Origin of the sequence: Trichocoleus sp. Lan, from assembly GCF_039961855.1 — a bacterium.
In the GTDB taxonomy this organism is placed as follows: domain Bacteria; phylum Cyanobacteriota; class Cyanobacteriia; order Cyanobacteriales; family FACHB-T130; genus FACHB-T130.
In genome coordinates, this window is the sequence record NZ_JAMPKA010000017.1 from 1 (window position 1) to 15,359 (window position 15,359).

The following is a 15,359-nucleotide window of genomic DNA, read 5'->3' on the forward strand; positions in this document are numbered from 1 at the left end:
AGCTTCTCACTTCTGGAAATAGGGATTGATACCATTGGCAGTAATCATCCACAAATTTCACGGTGGCTTGGGCTGGACGTGGTTCTGTCATAGGTAAATTCTGGCTTTGAACCCGTTTTAGCCTATTATCCTCTCCCTAAAGTGACAAAAGAGCGATAGGGTGTAAGATTGGCAATGCCAGCCCTACTCATAAAGCTGTGAGGTTTTCTCATGCTGGCGATCGCTCTTACTTTGGTAGTCCAAACCTAACTCTAGCCGAGGTTGTTGCTGGAAGTGTAATACCCTGGTTGCCGAGAGGGGGCGTATCCTTGAGTGACTATCCAAAGCTGAGTGCTTGGTGCGATCGCCTAATCGCACGAGAGACGTGGCAAGCGACTGAGGCTACACCAGAGCTAATGGAAGCGTTCAAGTCTCGCATGGCAGAGCGAATGGCACAGTAGAATGCAGTTTGAAAATTAAGGTAAACTGTTCAAAATCATCTCCTGCGATCGCCAAAAAGACAGAATGCGTGTTCTATTCATTTAAAGCTGGGGTTCCCAGAAACTCTCGCACTACCTTCAGGTAAGCTTCCGGTGCCTCTAGCATGGGGAAGTGAGCGGTATCGGGAATCTCAACATACTCGACTTTCTCACTTAATCCTGCTGCTTGTCGCCCCATTGCTGCGGGAATGATAATGTCGTATTCGCCAGCAACTAAAAGTGTTGGAACGGTAAGCTTGACGAACTCATTAGGCATCACTTCAGAAGCTTTTTCGCTAACTGAGGTAATCATGGTGCCTACAGCAGCTTGGTAATCTGCCATGAGAAAGTCATCTAAGAAAGCACGACTGATAGCACCGGGTAGCGGGCGATGCAAGAATCGCGCCATAAACATTCGGTCAACAAACGGAAGTTGATACAGCCAACGGGGACGGAATTTGACGACGTAACCGCCAAATTTATGAAAGGCTTTAAATGATTTTTCGTCGTATTCAAAAACGCCGCTACAGGTTAAGATTGCCTTAAATACTCGTTCTGGGTAGCTGTTTAGAAAAAAGACCCCGACAGATGCGCCCATAGAATGAGCATTGATGTATACGCGCTCCAGTTCTAAGGCATCTAATAAGCCTGCTAGGTCATCTGCGTATTCTTCCATTTCGTAAGTAAACTCTTCCGCTGTCGCAGGTTCGTCTGCTAGTGGAGACGAGATTTCTTCTGCTAAGGCGCTACCGTTTCCCACAGGCGAAAGTTTACGCGATCGCCCGAATCCTCGCATATCGTACAGCAAGCAGTCAAACGTATCTGAAAGGGCCTTTGCGGGGCTTTCCCAGTATCGAGAAGATCCCCCCCATCCATGCACGAAGACCATCACCGGCTTGTTTTTACCTTCCTCGCTGGGTGTCTTAATCCACTCGTAATAATGGGCGATGCCGCGAACTTGAATATGAGCCATGTTGAAATTTTTGAGTTTTGAGTGATGCTTATTATGTAAAAAACCCGTCTTCGAGAAAGAAAACGGGTTTCTATATTATTTTCAGCTTTTTTGTCCCTAGGGCGAATACAAGCTTTAGGCAGATTCGGGCTTTGGCATCGAGGAGGGATGTACGATGAGTTCGGCAGTCGATCGCTTCTCGACCATCTCCCGCGTAATCATGCAGCGAGTCACATCCTTGCGGGACGGCAACTCATACATCACATCCAGCATCAGTTCTTCAACAATGCCGCGCAGTGCCCGTGCGCCTGTTTTCCGCCGATACGCTTCTTGGGCGATCGCTCGCAGCGCATCCGGCTTAAACTCCAGTTGCACGTTATCCATCTTCAGCAGCTTCTGATACTGCTTCGCCAAAGCATTCCGAGGCTCTGTCAGAATTGCCATCAGCGCCTCTTCATCCAGCGGATCGACGACCGCCACCACGGGCACCCGACCGATAAACTCTGGGATCATCCCAAACTTCACCAAGTCGTCCGGCTCCAGGTTCCGCACAATATCTGCTGTCCGCTTTTCTCGCGGTTGCCCTTCGCCACCTTGGACAAAGCCTATTGACTTTTTCCCAGTTCTCTGCTCTACTACTTTTTCCAGACCGACAAAAGCACCACCACAAATAAACATGATGTTGCTGGTGTCAATCTGGATGCAGTCCTGGTAGGGATGCTTGCGTCCACCCTGCGGCGGCACATTCGCAATCGTCCCTTCCAACATCTTCAGCAAAGCTTGCTGAACGCCCTCACCGGAAACATCCCGCGTAATTGAGGGGTTCTCGCTCTTTCGGGCAATCTTATCAATTTCATCTATGTAAATAATCCCCCGCTGGGCTTCCTCAACGTCGAGGTCTGCCACCTGTAGCAGTCGCAGTAGGATATTTTCTACATCTTCCCCCACATACCCCGCTTCTGTAAGCGTGGTAGCATCTGCTACTGCAAAGGGCACATCCAGAATACTCGCCAGCGTTTGCGCCAGCAGAGTTTTCCCGCATCCCGTCGGGCCAATCAGAAGAATGTTAGATTTTTGCAGCTCTACTTGATCTTCCTGCCCACCTTTGCCACTACCTTTAGACTGGATAAAACTCAGGCGCTTGTAGTGGTTGTAGACCGCTACAGAAAGCACTTTTTTGGCTTCATCCTGACCAATGACGTGTTCATCGAGATACTTTTTCAGTTCTCTCGGTTTGGGAATTTGACTTAAAGAAATATTCCCCGAACGGGTTCGACGCTTCTGGGGAGGTTCGGCGCGAGGTACTGGTTGAGGTGCGGGTGCCCCAGAGTCCAGCAACTCCTCATCTAAAATTTCATTACATAGGTCAACGCATTCATCACAGATGTAGACTCCCGGCCCTGCAATTAACTTGCGTACCTGTTCTTGAGACTTGCCGCAAAATGAGCATTTTAGATGGGAGTCGTACTTAGACATACTTGCCTCTTACCTGAGTGAAGTAACAGTTGCTTCCGAGTGGGGAAGGTTCTGTCTGGAGATGACCTGATCGATCAAACCGTAATCTTTTGCTTCAGCAGATGACATGAAGAAGTCGCGTTCGGTATCTGCCGAAATTTTATCAAACGGCTGACCAGTATTTTGAGCTAGTAGCTCGTTCAGCTTTTGCTTATGATATAGAATTTCTCTTGCTTGAATTTCTATATCAACCGCTTGTCCCTGAGCGCCTCCCAGGGGCTGGTGAATCATAATCCTGGAACTGGGCAAAGCCATACGCTTACCCTGCGCTCCACCTGCTAGCAAAAACGCACCCATACTGGCTGCTAAACCATAGCATATGGTAGCAACATCAGGGCGTATTTGTTGCATCGTGTCATAGATCGCCATCCCAGCTGTCACTGAGCCACCGGGGGAGTTGATGTATAGCTGAATATCTTTTTCTGGGTCTTCGGCGTCTAAAAAGAGCATCTGAGCCACAATCGAGTCAGCCACATTATCATCAACCGGCGTTCCCAAGAAAACGATGCGCTCTCGCAATAGCCGCGAGTAGATATCAAACGCCCGTTCCCCCATTCCGGACTGTTCCACCACCATAGGGACGACGTTGCTGGGGAGTTGCGAGTAAATATTACTCTTCCTCAGGTTTGTGATTTCGTAATTCCGGGACAGAGATAAATCCATAACGAGCGAAACTTATATTTAAACGCTGCACTATCAGGTGAACTGGCGAGTGGCTTGTCACCACATACTTCCGTTATATCCGAATCCGCTGTATTTGACCATTCAGGACTGCGTGTGCAGATGTTGGGGCAATTTTTAAATTGCCCCGACACAAGGTTTATTCAACCTCAGACACCTCAGCTTCTAGTACGGATTCAGTAGCGGTTGCTTCTACTTCCGAATCTTCCGCTTGTGCCGCTTCTATTGCTTCTGGAGTGTTTGTTTCAGCCTGTTGCTCCGTCTCCTCAGGTGCGAGAGAGCCTTGGGGAACCAGTTCAATCGTGGCGTGTTCTTCCAGCCACTTAATCGCCTTTTCTTTGAGCAAATCGCCTTCGACAATGGTACGCAACCGTTCTAGGTCGATCTCTTGATCGGGGAACTGCTGGAGTAGCTCATTGACTCTGTCTGTCACCTCTTGCGGCTCGGTTTTGAGGGATTCACGCTGAGCAATCTCCTCAAGTGCCAGAGTTTGTTTGATCCGCTCGATGGCTTCCGGACGCGATCGCACGCCCATTTGTTTTACCATGTCGGGAGTAAACACTTTCTTGACATCCATCCCCATCTGCCCCATCTGGATGATGGTTTGACGAAGCATGGTTTCAACTTCCCGCTGAATCAGGGTTTCCGGCAGGTCAATTTCAACTCTTTTCAAAAGTTCCTTGACAAGCGCTTGCTCTTTATTGGCTGACATTTCTTGATCGGCCTTCTCTCGGAATTTCTTCTCTAAGTCAGCTTGCAATTCAGCCAGGGTTTCAAACTCGCTGACTTCTTGGGCAAAGTCATCATCCACCGCCGGTAACTCTTTTTCCTTGAGGTCTTTGAGCGTGATGGTAAACATCGCTGTGCGACCGGCTAAATCTTGGCGATAATCTTCCGGAAACTTTACTTCTACTTCTTTGCTGTCTCCGGGATTCATTCCCACAATCCCATCGATAAATTCCCTCAAGAACCGCCCTTCTAACAGCTCTATTTGAGCGTCTTCTGCCTGACCCCCACTAATTTCTTCCTGTGCTTCATCTTCTTGTTCGCTGACAAAGCGGCTGGTATAATCGACTACCGCCACATCTCCCATCTGTGCCGGACGACCTGCCACTGGAATTAACGTAGCTTGCTCGACGCGACGCTCTTCTAAAAACTTCTCTATCGCACTGGAGTCATAGGGGACTTCTTCGGCTGTGATAGAGAGGTTGTTGTAATCGCTTAGCTGCACCTGCGGTTGGACATCTACCGCAGCTAAGAAAGTGATAGGTTCTCCAGGTTTAAACTGGCTGACTAATTCCTCGAAGTCAGAACGCAGCTCATAGTTACCAAGCGCCTCAATTGCTTCTTGCTTGAGAGCCTGCTGGAGACCATCTTGAATCAGTTCTTCCAAAGCAGTTGCTTTAATTCGGGTCGTTCCCAGTTGCTGTAGCAGGATCTGGCGAGGCACCTTTCCTTTGCGAAACCCAGGAATATTGGCTGAGCGTGCGAGCTTTTGAATCACCTGCTCGTAGGCATTTTTTGACATATCGGCTGGAATTTCAATTTCCAAGCCAATCTTGCTGGCGGGAAGCTTTTCCTGGGTAACTTTCATCAGTTAACTTCTCTCAAAACTCAGAGCGACAAGGTTGATAACAATTCGAGAGGGCGGGTATTGCAGACGTTTTCGGACGGTCGGTTCAAGCCAAATGGATACAATTTCTGTCTCAACCCCGTGATATCCTAGTTTTGCAACAGTTGGAGCTTTGGTAAATAAAACCTTACCTATCCCTCTCGTTGACATATTTGATGATAGTACATTGACTAAGCCATCGCTCTGTTGCGAATTCAATTTAGCTTGTTCGGGACTGGAAACTTCGACGAAGTCGGTGCTAAGCTGTGTAAAATTTCTTTAGAGATATTCGTTATATAACAAGCAACAGTCAATAAAAAGCATCTTTCCGTACAAGCTCAAATTTCACGAAAAAAAATATTTAACTGTTTTGGCTCACTCTCATTAAAACTTTTGACACCTACTATGTATTCAAGAGGAGGAACCATCTTTGTCTGATTCCTATCGCGTTGCCATTCTGGGAGCAACGGGTGCGGTGGGTACGGAGTTGCTAGAACTCCTAGAATCCCGTAACTTTCCGGTTGCTGAGTTGAAACTCTTGGCATCTCCCCGTTCCGCCGGTCGAACTTTGCAATTTTTAGGCGAAGATTTGCCTGTAGAGGCAGTGGGCGATCGCTCGTTTGATAATGTGGATGTCGTGCTAGCTTCTGCCGGTGGGTCTACTTCTAAAGCTTGGGCATCGAAAGCAGTAGACGCTGGGGCAGTGGTGATTGATAACTCCAGCGCCTTTCGACTCGATCCTGGGGTGCCTCTCGTGGTTCCAGAGGTAAATCCAGAAGCAGCAGCAACTCATCAAGGAATCATTGCCAATCCCAACTGCACGACGATTTTGTTGGCAGTGGCGGTTTGGCCCCTGCATCAAGTGCAGCCAGTCAAACGCATTGTTGCCGCTACGTACCAATCGGCAAGCGGTGCGGGGGCGAGGGCAATGGAAGAAGTAAAAACCCACACTTCAGCAATTTTACGGGGAGAAGACCCGAAACCAGGCATTTTTCCTTACACCTTAGCGTTTAATTTGTTTCCCCATAATTCCCCCATGACCGATCTGGGTTATTGTGAGGAAGAGCTGAAAATGCTTAACGAGACGCGCAAAATTTTCGGTGCGCCCGATCTGCGAGTGACAGCAACCTGCGTGCGGGTTCCCGTACTCCGCGCCCATTCAGAAGCGATTAACCTAGAATTTGAGCAACCCTTCCCGGTAGCAAAGGCAAAGGAAGTGTTAGCGAATGCTCCTGGCGTTAAGTTGGTCGAAAACTGGCAGACCAATTATTTCCCGATGCCTATTGAAGCCAGCGGTCGGGATGAAGTGTTAGTGGGTCGGATTCGGCAAGATATTTCTCATCCCTGTGGGTTAGAACTGTGGCTGAGTGGAGACCAAATTCGCAAGGGAGCGGCTCTTAATGCCATCCAGATTGCCGAATTATTGGTAGAACGGCATCTACTGAAACCGACAACCCCAGCTTTTTCTAAATAGTTTTTTAAGCGATTTACAACAGTAGGGGGCACAGTCGTTGTGTACCCTTACCAACAAACAACCCATCACAAAACCAATCACGAAAACAGGGAGGAGTTCAAAGAGTGTGGTAAATTTTGGGCGCGTTCTCACCGCAATGGTGACGCCGTTTAAAGAAGATGGCAGTGTGAATTACGCTGTTGCAGAGCAACTGGCGGCTCATTTGGCTCAAAATGGCAGCGATGCCTTAGTAGTATGCGGCACGACGGGGGAATCTCCGACGCTGACTTGGGATGAGGAATACGAGTTATTTCAGGTAGTGCAGCGGGCGGTAGCTGGCAAAGCGAAGGTAATCGCAGGTACGGGGTCAAATTCAACCAAAGAAGCGATCGCAGCCACCGAAAAAGCCGCTAAACTAGGATTAGATGGATCTTTACAAGTTGTTCCCTACTACAACAAGCCCCCGCAAGAAGGGTTGTATCAGCACTTCCTCCGCGTCGCCCAATCCTGCCCAGACCTGCCCCTGATCCTCTACAACATACCCGGTCGCACCGGACAGAATCTCCAGCCAGAAACCGTGACTCGTTTAGCAGAGATTCCGAATATTGTGGCAATCAAGGAGGCCAGTGGCAACTTAGACCAAGCGAGTCAAATTCGACGCACCACCCCCGCAGAGTTTCAGATATACGCTGGGGATGATTCCCTAACGCTGCCTTTATTAGCCATTGGGGCTGCTGGAGTTATTAGCGTTGCCAGCCATCTGGTAGGGACTCAGCTCCAACAGATGATCCAAGCCTTTGAAAACGGTCAACCTCAGGTAGCAACCGAGATTCACCTGAAACTTTTTCCCTTATTTAAAGTTTTGTTTTGTTCAACCAATCCTATTCCGGTCAAAGCGGCTCTACAACTGCAAGGTTGGGATGTAGGGGCCACTCGTCCACCACTGTGCCATCTCTCAGAGTCAGATAGGCAAATGGTAGAGGCTGTAATGACTCAGATGGCTTTGATGTAAGGCGACGGTTTTTTGGAAAACTGAATACGTCCACAAAGGCAAGAGTAAAAAGGCAAGCGGCAAAAAAAGACAAAGTAAAAAGACCAAAGACACAACCTTCTCTTTTTACTTGGGGCTTTTTACGTGCCAAAGCTGCCCTATCTTATGCAAATTTTCAACGATTTTGTATTGATTGACATTGATTGACTTAATAGAAGGAAACAAATGACTAAGAACGAAGTATCTGCACCCATCCTGAATAAGAACGAATCATCCGCACCCATCCTAAATAAGAACGAATCATCTGCCCCCGCCCTGAAAGTGATTCCCCTGGGCGGGCTGCATGAAATTGGAAAGAATACTTGTGTTTTTGAATACAACGACGAAATTGTTCTATTAGATGCTGGATTGGCTTTCCCTAGCGATTCAATGCACGGCGTCAATATCGTCCTGCCCGATATGACTTATCTGCGAGAAAATCGCCACAAGATTAAGGGCATGATCGTCACCCACGGTCATGAAGACCACATTGGGGGAATTGCATATCACCTCAAACAATTTGATATTCCAGTCATCTATGGTCCCCGCCTTGCAATGGCGTTGCTAGAAGGCAAGTTAGAAGAAGCGGGCGTTTTAAACCGCACCACGCTCAAACGGGTAGGGCCCCGCGACATGGTGCGAATAGGCGCTTCCTTCTTCGTCGAATTTATTCGCAACACTCACTCCATCGCGGATAGCTTCACCGTCGCTATCCATACTCCAGCTGGCGTCGTCATCCATACGGGTGACTTTAAGATTGACCACACACCCGTAGATGGGGAGTTTTTTGATTTACAGAGGCTGGCTGAATACGGCGAAAAAGGCGTTTTATGCCTGATTAGCGATTCTACAAACTCGGAAGTACCAGGGTTCACCCCTTCTGAGCGCTCAGTGTATCCCAATCTCGAGCGCTTTATCAGTCAAGCAAAGGGACGGGTGCTATTGACGACTTTCGCTTCGTCTGTACACCGGATCAATATGGTTTTGGAAATCGCCCAAAAACAGGGACGGGTGGTATCCGTTGTGGGTCGTTCGATGCTGAATGTGATTGCCCAAGCACGCAATTTGGGTTATATCAAGTGTTCGGACAATTTATTTCAACCTTTGCAGTCGATTCATCAGCTGCCTGAAGACAAAGTGCTCGTTCTAACTACAGGTTCGCAGGGGGAGCCAATGTCAGCAATGACGCGGATTGCCAACGGCGAACACCGACAAATTAAAGTCCGTAAGGGTGATACGGTGATCTTCTCGGCAAACCCGATTCCGGGAAATACCGTTGCAGTGGTTAACACCATTGATAAGCTGATGATGCAAGGTGCGAATGTCATCTATGGTCGTGATAAGGGGATTCACGTTTCCGGTCACGGCTGTCAGGAAGACCAAAAGCTAATGATTGCTTTGACTCGTCCGAAATTCTTCTTGCCAGTTCACGGCGAGCATCGGATGTTGATTCAGCACTCCAAGACTGCCCAGAGCATGAGCATCCCTGCGGAAAATATGGTAATTATTGACAATGGGGATGTCGTGGAGGTGTCGGAAGATGGCATCCGCGTCAAAGGTAAAGTTCCTTCTGGCATTGAGCTGGTAGATAATTCTGGCGTGGTGAAAGCCAATGTGCTGAAGGAACGGCAGCAGTTGGCTGAGGACGGAATTGTCACGATTGCAGCGGCAGTGAACTGGGAAGGCAAACTGAGTGCTAAGCCGGAAGTTCACCTGCGCGGTGTTGTGACATCAATGGAACGCGATCGCCTACAGGGAATTGTCCGCGAAACCCTAGAATCTCTTTTGAGCGATCGCTGGTCAGAATTCGCCCGCACCTTGGATGATGAACTTTTAGAAGTTGACTGGATAGGGCTGCAAACTCAAATGGAGTCTGCCCTCCAGCGATTGATCCGCCGCGAATTCCAGTCTTCTCGCCCGTTGCTCGTCTTCTTACTGCAAACTCCGGAAGAAGAGCCACCTGCGAAGGCTGCGGGAAGACGCCGCCGCCGTTCGACTGCGAAGGTCGCATCCTAATCAGGCAGATAGGGAGCTTGAGGATCGTTAATGTAGGGCGAGCGCGCAAAGCTTCCCTAACGCTAGAACAGATAACAGTGCAAAATTGGAGTTGGGAATAAAATTCCCTCAGAACTGGCGATCCTTTCTGGATCGCCAGTTTGAATTTGTGCGCTTAGTGATGGTGCAAAATATCAGCTTCTCGACTCGGTTCTGGTTTTTTAGTCAGTTTAGACTTTCCACCGGGTTTTTTCCCACCACCTTTTAAGCGATCGCGTGCCGTCACAATTACGATATACAGAACTGGCACAATGAATAAACTTAAGACAGTGGAGACAATGGTACCGCCTGCGATCGCAGTTCCTAGAGAACGTCGGCTGGCGGCTCCTGCTCCTTCGGGATTTACCAGAGGAGCAATACCCAAGACAAAGGCGAAAGTAGTCATCAGAATTGGTCGCAAACGCTCTTGGGAAGCTTCAACCACCGCCTTGGTTGCTGACATTCCGCTTTCTCGGAGTTGGTTGGCAAATTCTACAATTAAAATTGCATTTTTACTCGCTAAACCAATCAACATTACTAGACCAATTTGGCAATAAACATCATTAGACAACCCGCGCATCGATTGAGCTAACAATGCCCCTAAAATTGCCAGCGGAACTGAAAGCAGAATAATGAAGGGGTCAACATAATTTTCATACTGAGCAGCCAGCACCAAGAACACAAAAATAAGTCCCAAACCAAAAATTATTGGTGCTTGACCGCCAGACTCAATTTCTTCTAGTGAAGTCCCCGACCATTCATAACCTAAGCCAGCTGGTAAAACCTCTTTGGATACCTGCTCCATTGTCTTAATTGCTTGTCCTGAGCTATAGCCAGGAGCAGCAGAACCAGTGATTTCAATGGAGCGATATAGATTGTAGTGATTAATAGTTTGCGCTCCAGTCGTTGGAGTAACTTTTACCAAATTGCTCAAAGGAATCATCTGATTTTGTTGGGAGCGGACGTACAGATTACCAATATTTTCCGGGTTAGAGCGAAACTGTTTGTCTGCTTGCACGTACACCCGATAATTTCTTTGCTGTAAATTGAAATCATTTACATATTGCGAACCCAAGAATGTTTGCAGTGTATTAAAAATATCGTCTACCGAAACTTGCAACGCCTTAGCTTTGTTGCGGTCAACTTCGATTAGTAGCTGTGGCGTATTTGCAGCAAAAGTGCTAAATACTTGTTGCAATCCAGGTGTCTGGTTAGCACGACCTAATAGTTGACCCATTGACTGAACCAAAGACTCTAGGGGACTATTACCGCGTTGGTCTTGCAACTGATATTGGAAGCCGCCAAAACTGCCCAAACCTTGAATTGATGGAGGATTAACGGGGAAGACTCTTGCTTCGGTGATACCTGATAGCGTACCAAATAAACTGCCAATAATCGCTTGCACTGACTGCTCTTTTTTATGGCGTTCTTCCCAAGGTTTGAGAGTAGTAAATATAATCCCATTGTTAGAAGTATTACCGCTAAAACTAAAGCCACCTACTACGAAAGTTCCGACTACTTCAGGGTTTTTAAGAATTTCTTTTTCTACCTTGTCCATAACTTCGCCTGTATATTGCAGGGAAACGCCTTCTGGCCCTTGGACAAGCGTGATGAAATAACCCTGATCTTCTTCGGGAAGAAACGCTGTAGGTACGCTCAGATAAAGCCAAGCAGTTATTCCCAAAGAAACGATAAACAACCCGACGACAAAGCCTCGAAAGCGTGTCAGGAAGTTAAGCGATCGCTTGTATCCTCGCCGCGTCCAGTCGATGGCTCCATTAATTCGGTCAAAAATCCAGCCAAGCCATCCTCCAGGCTTTTGTCCCTGACGCAATAACAAAGCTGAAAGAGATGGAGTCAGTGTAATAGCAATAAAGGTAGAAATAGCAACTGAAAAAGCAATTGTTAAGGCAAATTGCTTGTACAGCGCTCCCGTTGTTCCGGGAAAAAATGCAACTGGAACAAACACCGCCATTAGCACCAGTGAAGTTGCAATTAAGGCGCTAAAAAGTTCCCGCATCGCTTCACTTGCAGCTGCACGAGGAGTCATCCCCTTTTGCTGTATCAAGCGATCGATATCCTCAACTACAACGATCGCATCATCAACCACCAAGCCAGTAGCTAATGTAATACCAAACAGAGACAAGCTATTAATCGAAAACCCGAATACCTTAATAAAAGCAAAAGTTCCTATCAAGGAAATGGGAATTGTCACCGCTGGAATCAGAGTTGTTCGCCAATCTTGCAAGAAGACAAAGATAACCAAGACGACCAAAACAATCGCTTCAAATAGTGTTTTAACTACTTCTTTGAGCGATTGTTCAACATACAAAGTTGTGTCAAACGCCACCCGATATTGCAAACCAGGCGGAAAGCGAGTAGCCAGTTTTGCCATTTCTGCTTTCACTGCTCTAGCAACATCCAAAGCATTACTACCGGGAAGCTGAAAGATACCCAAACCTACAGCATCATTGCCTCGAAATCGCAGAAAAGAGCTGTAATTTTCCGCTCCTAATTCTGCTCTCCCCACATCCTTAAGTTTGACAAGCGTGCCGTCAGTATCCGTTTTTAAGACAATTTCCTCAAATTCAGAAGCTTCTGTCAGCCGGCTGACTGCACGCAGGTCAATTTGATACATTTGCCCTTCTGGAGCAGGTTCCTGACCGATTCGCCCAGCACCGACTTGTAAGTTCTGTTCTTGGAGTGCGTTGACTACATCTTGAGCCGTTAAACTACGACTAGCAAGCCGATTCGGGTCTAGCCATAAACGCATAGAATATCGGCGTTCGCCGAAAATTTGCACGTCACCAACGCCCTTTAATCTTTTCAGAGAATCTGTTAAATAGAGGTCTGCGTAATTGCTTAAAAATATGTTGTCGTACTCTTTATTTTCGGCGTACAAACCAATTGCTAAGAGGATGTTGCTGGACTGTTTTGTTACCGTGACCCCAGTTTGTTGTACGGCTTGTGGTAGCTGCGGTTGGGCGACGGAAACTCTATTTTGAATATCGACTGCGGCGATATCTTTGTTCCGGGATGAGTCAAAGGTAGCTGTAATTGTACTGGTGCCATCGTTACTGCTGCTCGAACTCAGATATTTTAATCCCTCGACTCCATTAATTTGCCTTTCTAAAATGTTGGTCACAGCGTTTTCTACGACTTCAGCACTAGCTCCGCTGTAGTTAGCCGTAACGTTGATTTGAGTCGGGCTAATTTCTGGAAACTGGGCGATAGGTAGAGTGGGAATACTAATTCCTCCCACTAGCAAAATAACTATGGCGCAGACTGTAGCAAAGACTGGTCGCTTAATGAAGAAATCGGCAAACATATTGTTGGTAATTGGTAATTGGTAATTAGTGGGTATTAAGTATTAGATATTAGAGATTTGTGGAGAAGATTCTCCATTATCCTACCCATTACCTATTACCCATTACTGATTACTTAGACTCAGGAAGAATGGGAGCGCCATCCGACAAATTTTGAAGGCCTGAGATGATAACTTTTTCTCCTGGTTCTAATCCTTCTAGCACTTGATAGTTATTTTTCTGGATCTGACCCAATTTCACGGGCTTTTGCTTAGCCACAAGTTTGGGTTGTCCTGATTGTTCTGGTTGTCCTGGTTGAGGTTGTTGTGTTTGCGCCACAAAAACAAAAGTTGCTCCACCCAAGCGAGAAATAGCGCTAGTTGGGATTAAAACTCCCGGCCGTTCTTGCCAAATCAGATTAGCTTTGATAAATTGTCCATCCCGCAGTTGTCCTTGTGAATTGTCAAAGCTAGCTTTTGCTTGGATGCTTTGAGAATTGCTCGTTACTCTAGGCGAAATGAAGCTAATTTGACCTGTACCTAGCACCTTTCCTTGAGAATCCTTCCCTTCAACTCTCTGCCCCAAGCGTAAATCTGGCCCTCGTTCTAGCGGGATAGATAACCGCAGGTCTAGCGCTTGGTTTTGAGTAACCGTGGCAATCGTATCGCCACTCTTAACGTAGTCCCCTAACTTGACTGGGATAAGTCCGACAACGCCAGCGATGGGGGCGATAATTGTGGCATCTTTCAGTTCTTCATTGGAAAGATTGGCGTTGGCTTCAGCTTGCCGTACCCCTGCTTGCGCTTCGGAAAGGCTGGCTTGAGCTGCCTGAATGCCTTGGTTGCTAGCATTTAAGGCGGCTTGGGCGGCGCGGATATCGCGGGTAACTTGGTCTAGTTGCGCTCTGGGCAACGCGCCTTGCTGTACGAGGGTAGAAGTGCGGCGGAGGTTTTCCTGTTGTAGTTCCACTTCAGCGACACGAGAAGCCCGTTCTGCTTCTAAGGCTTTAATTTGCGAGGCGGCATTGGCACGGGTGGCGCGGGCGGCGTTAACAGCCTGGAGGACGCCAGCTAATTCTGCTTGTCTCTTTTCGCGGCTGAGTTGGACTAAGGGCTTCCCAGCCGGAACGCGATCGCCTTCAGCAACAAAAATCTGACTGACTCGTCCGTCAATTTCAGGCTTTAATACCACTGAACGTTGCGCTTCTAAAGCGCCGACAAACTCGGAACTTTCCTGAATTGTCGCTGTCTCTATCGTTGATAGCTTGACAGGAACTCCTTGAGGTTGACCCGCCGCCGCCGCAGTCGCATTCGGTGCATCATTAGCACGGCTATGCCACCACCGCCAACCAAAACCTGCACCGACAATTAAAAGGATAATTCCCAGCGCCACAGACCAACGCTGTCTTTTTCTTGGTTGATACGCAGACTCATCGCTTTCAAGAGCCTGACGATCGTCTGCGATCGCAGACGGTTCTGCGTCAATTGGAACTGGAGACGGGGAATCAGGATCGGGCATTGTCGTTTCCTCTCCTTTTACTTAAGTTTGATAGCAAACCGCTCTACGCTTACAAAGCGGTACTTAAACGACTTTTAACAACGTCGCGATTGGCTTATATAGTTTTCTTAATCGGCTTGCGCTCATCGCCACCCCACCTCAGCCGGATGATTGCGAAAGAGAGACAGCAGATAACATCTACATATATTAAAATCAAATGCAACTATTAATTGTATCAGATTGATATAAATGCTGGAATTAGCTACTTTAGGTTTACTACAACGCGAACCGCTACATGGCTACCGCCTAAAACAGCAACTAGAGCTGTTCATGAGTGGTTGTATCAGCGTCAACTATGGAGCTATTTATCCGCTCTTGAAGCGCCTGGAAGAACGGGGTGCAATATCAGTGCTGGTAGAGGAGGAAGGAGAAGCGGGTTCGATTCGCAAGATTTACAGCATTACGGATCGAGGGCGCGAGCGATGGATGCACAAAATGATGGAATATCCCCATGAAAGCTGGGTGAATGCTCGCTCTCGCTTCACGATCAAGTTTTTCTTTTTTGGTCACTTAGAACCTGCCAAACGGATTAAGTTGCTGGAGCATCGCTTGATGGTTTGTCGGCTGCGCCTGGAAAGCCAAGAAAGAGAATCGCTGCCAGCAGAACCTTACCAGGCAGAAGTTTGGCACAGATGTAAAGCAGTGATTCAAAGCGAAATCGAATGGTTGAACGAACGACTGGCGTCTGAACGAAGCGAACCCTCTCTGGGAAGTTCGGGGCAAAGCCACGTAGAGGCGGAAATCATCGCCACTTGAGAGACA

Annotated in this window: 10 protein-coding genes and 1 pseudogene; 5 read left to right on the top strand and 6 right to left on the bottom strand. The window is 47.7% G+C overall.

The window, feature by feature from the left end; genetic code table 11:
• Positions 1 to 218: 218 nt before the first annotated feature.
• A pseudogene (locus NDA03_RS15980) lies at positions 219 to 440 on the top strand (glutathione binding-like protein); the annotation flags it as partial.
• 73 nt (positions 441 to 513) lie between these two features.
• On the opposite strand, the gene NDA03_RS15985 reads toward NDA03_RS15980, so the two are convergent.
• The 4 genes from NDA03_RS15985 to tig all read right to left on the bottom strand — a co-directional run bounded on the left by NDA03_RS15985 (position 514) and on the right by tig (position 5,200).
• Positions 514 to 1,431 (bottom strand): alpha/beta hydrolase, encoded by a 918-nt coding sequence (locus NDA03_RS15985; RefSeq protein WP_348238566.1) that lies wholly within the window; start codon positions 1,429 to 1,431, stop codon positions 514 to 516.
• Between the two features lie 114 nt (positions 1,432 to 1,545).
• Positions 1,546 to 2,886 carry an ATP-dependent protease ATP-binding subunit ClpX gene (gene clpX / locus NDA03_RS15990; protein ID WP_190414672.1) on the bottom strand — a complete coding sequence of 447 codons (1,341 nt, stop codon included), beginning with the start codon at positions 2,884 to 2,886 and terminating at the stop codon, positions 1,546 to 1,548.
• Positions 2,887 to 2,895: 9 nt separating this feature from the next.
• A complete protein-coding gene (gene clpP, locus NDA03_RS15995; protein ID WP_190414673.1) occupies positions 2,896 to 3,588 on the bottom strand; it encodes an ATP-dependent Clp endopeptidase proteolytic subunit ClpP in 693 nt (230 codons plus the stop codon).
• A 157-nt stretch (positions 3,589 to 3,745) separates the two neighbouring features.
• The gene (gene tig / locus NDA03_RS16000; protein ID WP_348238567.1) at positions 3,746 to 5,200 is read right to left on the bottom strand and encodes a trigger factor; all 1,455 of its coding nucleotides are present in this window, start codon (positions 5,198 to 5,200) and stop codon (positions 3,746 to 3,748) included.
• Between the two features lie 448 nt (positions 5,201 to 5,648).
• Here tig and NDA03_RS16005 point away from each other — a divergent pair, with 448 nt between their 5' ends.
• The 3 genes from NDA03_RS16005 (at position 5,649) to NDA03_RS16015 (ending at position 9,717) form a co-directional block, all read left to right on the top strand.
• Positions 5,649 to 6,692 carry an aspartate-semialdehyde dehydrogenase gene (locus NDA03_RS16005; protein ID WP_190414675.1) on the top strand — a complete coding sequence of 348 codons (1,044 nt, stop codon included), beginning with the start codon at positions 5,649 to 5,651 and terminating at the stop codon, positions 6,690 to 6,692.
• 106 nt (positions 6,693 to 6,798) lie between these two features.
• Complete coding sequence (dapA, locus tag NDA03_RS16010) at positions 6,799 to 7,683, top strand: 4-hydroxy-tetrahydrodipicolinate synthase (RefSeq protein WP_190683254.1); 885 nt, start codon at positions 6,799 to 6,801, stop codon at positions 7,681 to 7,683.
• Positions 7,684 to 7,887: 204 nt separating this feature from the next.
• Positions 7,888 to 9,717, top strand: a complete 1,830-nt coding sequence (locus tag NDA03_RS16015) for a ribonuclease J (protein ID WP_348238568.1) — start codon at positions 7,888 to 7,890, stop codon at positions 9,715 to 9,717.
• A gap of 154 nt (positions 9,718 to 9,871) precedes the next feature.
• On the opposite strand, the gene NDA03_RS16020 is transcribed toward NDA03_RS16015, so the two are convergent.
• Positions 9,872 to 13,063, bottom strand: coding sequence for an efflux RND transporter permease subunit (locus tag NDA03_RS16020; RefSeq protein ID WP_190536531.1), 3,192 nt, complete (start codon positions 13,061 to 13,063; stop codon positions 9,872 to 9,874).
• 109 nt (positions 13,064 to 13,172) lie between these two features.
• Positions 13,173 to 14,558: an efflux RND transporter periplasmic adaptor subunit gene (locus tag NDA03_RS16025; RefSeq protein ID WP_190434094.1), complete on the bottom strand. Its 1,386-nt coding sequence runs from the start codon at positions 14,556 to 14,558 to the stop codon at positions 13,173 to 13,175.
• 228 nt (positions 14,559 to 14,786) lie between these two features.
• On the opposite strand from NDA03_RS16025, the gene NDA03_RS16030 reads away from it, so the two are divergent.
• Entirely contained in the window at positions 14,787 to 15,353 is a 567-nt protein-coding gene (locus tag NDA03_RS16030) for a PadR family transcriptional regulator (protein WP_190429054.1), read from the top strand.
• Positions 15,354 to 15,359: the final 6 nt, after the last annotated feature.

Bases quoted from the DNA above. Each gene is read 5' to 3' on its own strand.
- NDA03_RS15985 (WP_348238566.1), bottom strand. From the start codon at position 1,431: ATGGCTCATATTCAAGTTCGCGGCATCGCCCATTATTACGAGTGGATT.
- clpX (WP_190414672.1), bottom strand. From the start codon at position 2,886: ATGTCTAAGTACGACTCCCATCTAAAATGCTCATTTTGCGGCAAGTCT.
- clpP (WP_190414673.1), bottom strand. From the start codon at position 3,588: ATGGATTTATCTCTGTCCCGGAATTACGAAATCACAAACCTGAGGAAG.
- tig (WP_348238567.1), bottom strand. From the start codon at position 5,200: ATGAAAGTTACCCAGGAAAAGCTTCCCGCCAGCAAGATTGGCTTGGAA.
- NDA03_RS16015 (WP_348238568.1), top strand. From the start codon at position 7,888: ATGACTAAGAACGAAGTATCTGCACCCATCCTGAATAAGAACGAATCA.
- NDA03_RS16020 (WP_190536531.1), bottom strand. From the start codon at position 13,063: ATGTTTGCCGATTTCTTCATTAAGCGACCAGTCTTTGCTACAGTCTGC.
- NDA03_RS16025 (WP_190434094.1), bottom strand. From the start codon at position 14,558: ATGCCCGATCCTGATTCCCCGTCTCCAGTTCCAATTGACGCAGAACCG.
- NDA03_RS16030 (WP_190429054.1), top strand. From the start codon at position 14,787: ATGCTGGAATTAGCTACTTTAGGTTTACTACAACGCGAACCGCTACAT.